At 71.7% G+C, this 5,273-nt stretch carries 7 protein-coding genes; 3 read left to right on the top strand and 4 right to left on the bottom strand.

What is annotated here, in order from left to right:
* The 3 genes from OZN99_RS24655 to OZN99_RS24645 all read left to right on the top strand — a co-directional run.
* Positions 1–432, top strand: a 432-nt coding sequence (locus OZN99_RS24655) for a (2Fe-2S)-binding protein (RefSeq protein WP_270937890.1), incomplete at its 5' end; no start/stop codon positions are given.
* The gene (locus tag OZN99_RS24650; RefSeq protein ID WP_270937889.1) at positions 429–1,538 is read left to right on the top strand and encodes an NAD(P)/FAD-dependent oxidoreductase; all 1,110 of its coding nucleotides are present in this window, start codon (positions 429–431) and stop codon (positions 1,536–1,538) included. The genes OZN99_RS24655 and OZN99_RS24650, both read left to right, overlap by 4 nt.
* Positions 1,535–2,494: a dihydrodipicolinate synthase family protein gene (locus tag OZN99_RS24645; RefSeq protein ID WP_270937888.1), complete on the top strand. Its 960-nt coding sequence runs from the start codon at positions 1,535–1,537 to the stop codon at positions 2,492–2,494. The genes OZN99_RS24650 and OZN99_RS24645 overlap by 4 nt, the downstream gene beginning before the upstream one ends.
* On the opposite strand, the gene OZN99_RS24640 is transcribed toward OZN99_RS24645, so the two are convergent.
* The 4 genes from OZN99_RS24640 to OZN99_RS24625 form a co-directional block, all read right to left on the bottom strand.
* Positions 2,412–3,167, bottom strand: coding sequence for an amino acid ABC transporter permease (locus OZN99_RS24640; protein ID WP_270937887.1), 756 nt, complete (start codon positions 3,165–3,167; stop codon positions 2,412–2,414). The two genes, OZN99_RS24645 and OZN99_RS24640, sit on opposite strands and share 83 nt — an antisense overlap.
* 127 nt (positions 3,168–3,294) lie before the next feature.
* The gene (locus OZN99_RS24635) at positions 3,295–3,963 is read right to left on the bottom strand and encodes an amino acid ABC transporter permease (RefSeq protein WP_270937886.1); all 669 of its coding nucleotides are present in this window, start codon (positions 3,961–3,963) and stop codon (positions 3,295–3,297) included.
* Between the two features lie 64 nt (positions 3,964–4,027).
* Entirely contained in the window at positions 4,028–4,855 is an 828-nt protein-coding gene (locus tag OZN99_RS24630; protein WP_270937885.1) for a transporter substrate-binding domain-containing protein, read from the bottom strand.
* A 79-nt stretch (positions 4,856–4,934) separates the two neighbouring features.
* The coding region (locus OZN99_RS24625) for a hypothetical protein (protein ID WP_408611933.1) at positions 4,935–5,273 on the bottom strand (339 nt) is incomplete at its 5' end.

The raw sequence follows: 5,273 nt of genomic DNA, 5'->3' as shown, positions 1-5,273 counted from the left end.
CTGGAGAGGCTGGATGGCCGCGCCCATGCGCGGGCGCGCCGCCGGCCGGCGCTGGAGCATTGGCGCGCCGCGCGGACGGGCGGGGCCATGGCGCGCATGATGGCGCTGCGACCGGCGCTGGTCTCCGCCATCCCGCCCGACACCGTGGTCTGCCGCTGCGAGGGCGTGACGCGCGCCGAGATCGAGGCAGCGCTGGACGACGGCGCGGCCGACATGAACCAGCTGAAGCAGTTCACCCGCTGCGGCATGGGGCCCTGCCAGGGCCGCGTCTGCGGCGAGGCGGCGGCAGAGCTGGTCGCGAACCGCGTCGGCGGGCGGGAGCGCGCGGGCTTCGCCACCGGCCGCCTGCCGCTGCGCCCGGTGCCGATGGAGGCGCTGCTGGGCGAGTTCGACTATGCCGACATTCCCGTGCCGGCGCCGGCGCCGATATGATCTTCGACACCGCAGTGGTCGGCGCCGGCGTGATGGGGTGCAGCACGGCGCTGCACCTGGCGCGCGGCGGCATGCAGGTGGCGCTGCTGGACCGCGGCGCGATCTGCCGCGAGGCCTCGGGCGTCAATGCCGGCACGCTGACCATGCAGATGACCCGCGCCGCGCTGATCCCCTATGCGCTGCGCGCGCATGAGATGTGGCTGCGCATGCCCGAGTGGTGCGACGGCGGCCACGTGCTGGCGGTGTCCTGCCCCGGCCTCTCGGTGGCCTTCACCGAACGCGAGGCGGCGATGCTGGAGGAGCGCGCGCATTTCCGCCGTCAGGCCGGCGCGCCGATCGAGCTGGTCTCCGGCGGCCGCGCGATGGAGATCGAGCCGGGGCTGAGCGACAAGGTGCTGCTGGCCGGTCATTGCCCGATCGACGGCTTCACCAGCGCCTACCTGACCGGCCGGGCCTTCCGGCCCGCGCTGCTCAATGCCGGCGTCGCCCTGTTCGAGGGGCGCGGCGTGACAGCCGTGGATCGCGACGCGCAGGGCTTCACGCTGCAGACCGCGCAGGGCCCGCTGCGCGCACGGCGCATCGTGCTGGCCGGCGGCGTCTGGCTCGAGGATATGGCGGCCTGGCTCGGGCTCCGCCTGCCGATCAAGGTGCTGATCAACCAGCTGGTGATCACGGAACGCATTCGCCCGGTGATGCGCACCGTGCTCGGCGTCGCCTCCGGCCTGCTCTCGCTGAAGCAGTACGCCAACGGCACGGTGCTGATCGGCGGCGGCTGGCAGGGCATCGGCGACCGGCAGCGCGGCGGGCTGGCGGTGCGGGCGGAGAACTTCCAGGGGAATGTCCGCCTCGCTGCCCATGCAGTCCCCGCGCTGCGCGACGCGCGCGTGGTGCGCGCCTGGCTGGGGCTGGAGGCGGAGACGGCGGATGCGCTGCCGGCCATCGGACCGATCCCCGGCGTGCCGGATGCCTGGATCATCGGCAGCGTGCATTCCGGCTACACCAGCGGTCCCTATTTCGGGAAGCTGCTGGCGCAGGCGGTGCTCGGCCAGGCGCCGGAACTGCCGCTGTTCCCGATCGATCGCTTGCTTGCACAGGAGGCGGCATGATTCCGCAGGGCCCCGACCGCTTCCACGGCATCTATCCCTCGACCGTGCTGCCGATGCGCGCGGATTTCTCGCCGGACTGGACGGCCTATGCGCGGCACACCGTCCATTGCGCGCTGCGCGACGGTGTCGCGGGCGTGCTGATGAACGGCCATGCCGGCGAGAACTTCGTGCTGTCGCGCGCGGAGAAGCGGCGCGCGGTGGAGGTGACGGTCGCGACGGTCGGGGCGACGCGGATCGTGGTCGCCGGCGTCAACGCGGAAAGCAGCCTGGAGGCGGCGGAGGAAGCGCGGGATGCGCGCGACGCCGGCGCCGACGCGGTGATGGTGTTCCTGCCCAACGCCTTCGCCCTGGCGCACACCACGGAGATGGCGCTGCTGCACCACCGCGCGATCACGCGCGCCGTGCCGGGCATGCCGATCTTCCTGTTCCAGGCGCACCACGCTGCCGGCCGCATGGGCTTCACGCCGGAGACCCTCGACGCGCTGCTCGACATCCCGGAGGTGGTCGGGATCAAGGAAGGGTCCTGGGAGGTGGACCGCTACGACGCGCTGCGCCGCCAGGTGAAGGCGAAGCGGCCTGACGTGGCGGTCTGCGCCAGCGGCGACGAACACCTGCTGGCCTGCATGGTGCACGGCTCCGACGGCTCGCTGGTGTCGCTGGCGGACCTGATGCCGGACGAGATCTCGGCGCTCGACGCCGCCGTGCGCGCCGGCGACCTGCCACGCGCGCGGGCGCTGCATGACCGGCTGGAGCCGCTGGCCGAGGCGATCTACGGCGCGCCGCCCGCGGGCCGCGCCACGGCGCGGCTGAAGTTCTGCCTGGCGGAGATGGGCGTGATCCCGGACCCGGCGGTGCGACCGCCACAGCCGCCCGTCACGGGGCCGGAAGCGGCGATGCTGCGGGCGGCGATGCGGGAGAGCGGGTTGGCGCCCCAGGGCCCGCGGGACGCCGCGTGAGCTTCCGCTCCGCCCAGCGGCCCAGCGTGGCCAGCGCCCAGCCGACAACGAAGTAGAGCACCAGCGCCGAGCCGTAGGTCAGCAGCGCGGAGAAGCCGCGCTGCGTCAGCATCTTCGCGGCGAAGGTGATCTCGATGAAGCCGATCTGGCTGACCAGCGAGGTCTCCTTCACCATCGACAGGACATGGGCGATGGAGGGCGGCAGGATCACCCGCCAGGCCTGCGGCAGCACCACCGCGCCCAGTACGCGCCACGGATTCATGTTCATGGTGAGCGCCGCTTCCCATTGGGTCGCGCGCACGGATTCCAGCCCGGCCCGGATATTCTCCGCCGCCAGCGCGGACATGCGGATGGCGACGGCCGCGACCGCCACCACCCAGAGCGGCGCCTCCAGCTTCGCGAACTGGGCCAGGAAGAAGACCAGCAGCAGCAGCACCAGGAAGGGGATGCGCCGGAAGATCTCCACCCACAGGATGCAGAGCGCCCGCAGCGGCCCGAAGGGCACCAACTGCGGCAGGCGCAGCGCGGCCAGCGCGAAGCCCAGCGCATAGCCGACGGCGCACCCCAGCACGCTGGCCACCAGCGTGTTGCCGACCGCTTCCAGCAGGAAGCGGATGTTCCACCAGGTGAAGAAGCGCGGCGCCTCCATCAGCAGGATGTCCCATGCGCTCATCCTGCGCAGCCCCGCTCGCCGGCGCTGGCGGCCCGCTCTGCGGGCCGAGGCCGCGAATGCGGCCCGCCGCAAGTGCGGCGAGCCAAGGCCGCGGATGCGGCCGCCGGCGCTTGAGGCATGCCAGACCTCAAAACACCTTGGCCTTGATGCGGAACATCCAGCGTCCCACGAGCCAAAGCAGCGTGGAGGCGACGATGGTCAGTACGATGTAGATCAGCGCCACGGTCGAGAATATCTCCACCGAGCGGAAGGAGATGGCGTTGGCGTTCAGCGCGCGGCCGGTGAGCTCCTCCACGCCGAAGATTGCCGCCATGGAGGTGCCGAGCGTCATGATGATGTAGTGGTTGGACAGCGCCGGATACAGCGCGCGCACGACATGGGGGGCGATCACGTACCACACCGTCTGGAGCCTGCTGAAGCCGAGCGTCTCCGCCGCGTCCAGCTCGGCCCGCGGGACGCTGGCGAAACCGGCGCGCTCGATCTCCGTCAGGTAGGCGCCGGCATTCAGCGTCATGCCGATCAGCACGGCTGTGACGGGCGAGAGGGTGATGCCGACCTCCGGCAGCGCGAAGAACAGGAAGAAGATCTGCACGAGCTGCGGCGTCCAGGTGAAGAAGCGGACATAGCCGCCGACCAGCGCGCGCGCCGGCCAGGGGCCGAAGCTCAGCACCGCGGCGCCGGCCAGCCCGATCAGCAGCCCGCCCGCGAAGGCGACGGCGGCGATCCACAGCGCCATCGCCGCGCCGATCAGGAAGTCGGGCAGGTACTGGAGGATCTGGCCGTACTGCAGGGTCATCGCGACACGACCCCGACCCCGGCCCTCTCCAGTCTGTGCGGGAGAGGGAGACGCAGCTGCACGCCTAGAACATCGGGTTGAAGGGGATCGGCGTGGTCATCGGCACGCCGAACCACTTCTGCCAGGTCGCGTTGACGAAGCCGCTGCGATGCATCTCGAACAGCACCACGTTCAGCACGTCGCGCAGTGCGGTGTTACCCTTCTGCACGCCGATGCCCACCCAGAAGCTGGCCAGCACCTCGTCAAGGATCCGCCACGGCACGCCCTGGAAGTTGCGCATCGGGATGACGACGGATTCCGCCACGTCCACCATCGCATCTGCCCGGCCCTGTGCCAGCGCGCGGAAGCAGTCGGGATAGTTGTCGAGCAGCGTCACCTGCGCCTGCGCCGCATTGGCCTGGATCCACGGCACGCCGACGGTGCCGCGCACCTGCACCAGCCGCACGGCACGGTTGTTGAGGTCGGCGGGCGCGTTGATCGGCACCGCCGTGCCGGTCGCCTTGGTCAGCACCACCATGGACTGGGTGTGCAGCGGCTGGGTGTAGTCGATCACCAGAGCGCGCTCGATCGTGCGGGTGATGGCGCCCAGCACGATGTCGATGCGGTCGGCCTGCAGGAAGGGGATGCGGTCTGGGCTGCCGACCTGCACGATCTCCAGCTCGACGTTGATGCGCCGCGCGATCTCGCGCGCGATGTCGGCGTCGAAGCCGTCGATCTGGTTGCGCTCGTTGAAGGTGCCGAAGGGCGGCAGCGTCGGATTGATTCCGGCGCGCAGCCGACGGGAGGACAGCACCTGGTCCAGCGGCCGCGCATCCGCCGCGGCGGGCAGCAGCGCACCGCCTGCGGCGCCGGCAGCGAGCGCAAGAAGGTGGCGGCGATCGAAGGCAGGCATGGGTGATGTCTCCAGCGTGGGCGGTGCGGCCCGGTGATGCGTCCCCGGATGCGGCGTCTGCGCGCCGTGTGGCGAGAGGCTAGGGCGCCCCCGACGCCGCCCGCAAGCCGGCCCGTGACAGGCGCAGGCCGATCGCCGCCGCGACCAGGCCCGAGAGCAGCAGCGGCGCGGCCAGCAGCGCCCAGGCAAAGCCGGCCAGCACGCCCAGCGCCGGCGGCGCCAGCAGCTGCACCAGATTGTTGCCCTGGATGGTCAGCCCCATCGCCGGCGCGACCAGCACGGGCTTCGGCACCACGCGCGGCAGCAGCGCGAAGCAGGCCGCCGGCACCAGCCCGCCGACGCAGCACGCCGCCATCGCCAGCGCGACGGCAAGCCAGGGCAGCGGCGCGAGGTAGAGCGCGGCCGCCAGCACCGCCAT

It is taken from the genome of Falsiroseomonas oryzae (assembly GCF_027856955.1).
GTDB lineage: Bacteria > Pseudomonadota > Alphaproteobacteria > Acetobacterales > Acetobacteraceae > Falsiroseomonas > Falsiroseomonas oryzae.
This window is presented reverse-complemented; position numbering and strand designations above follow the sequence as displayed.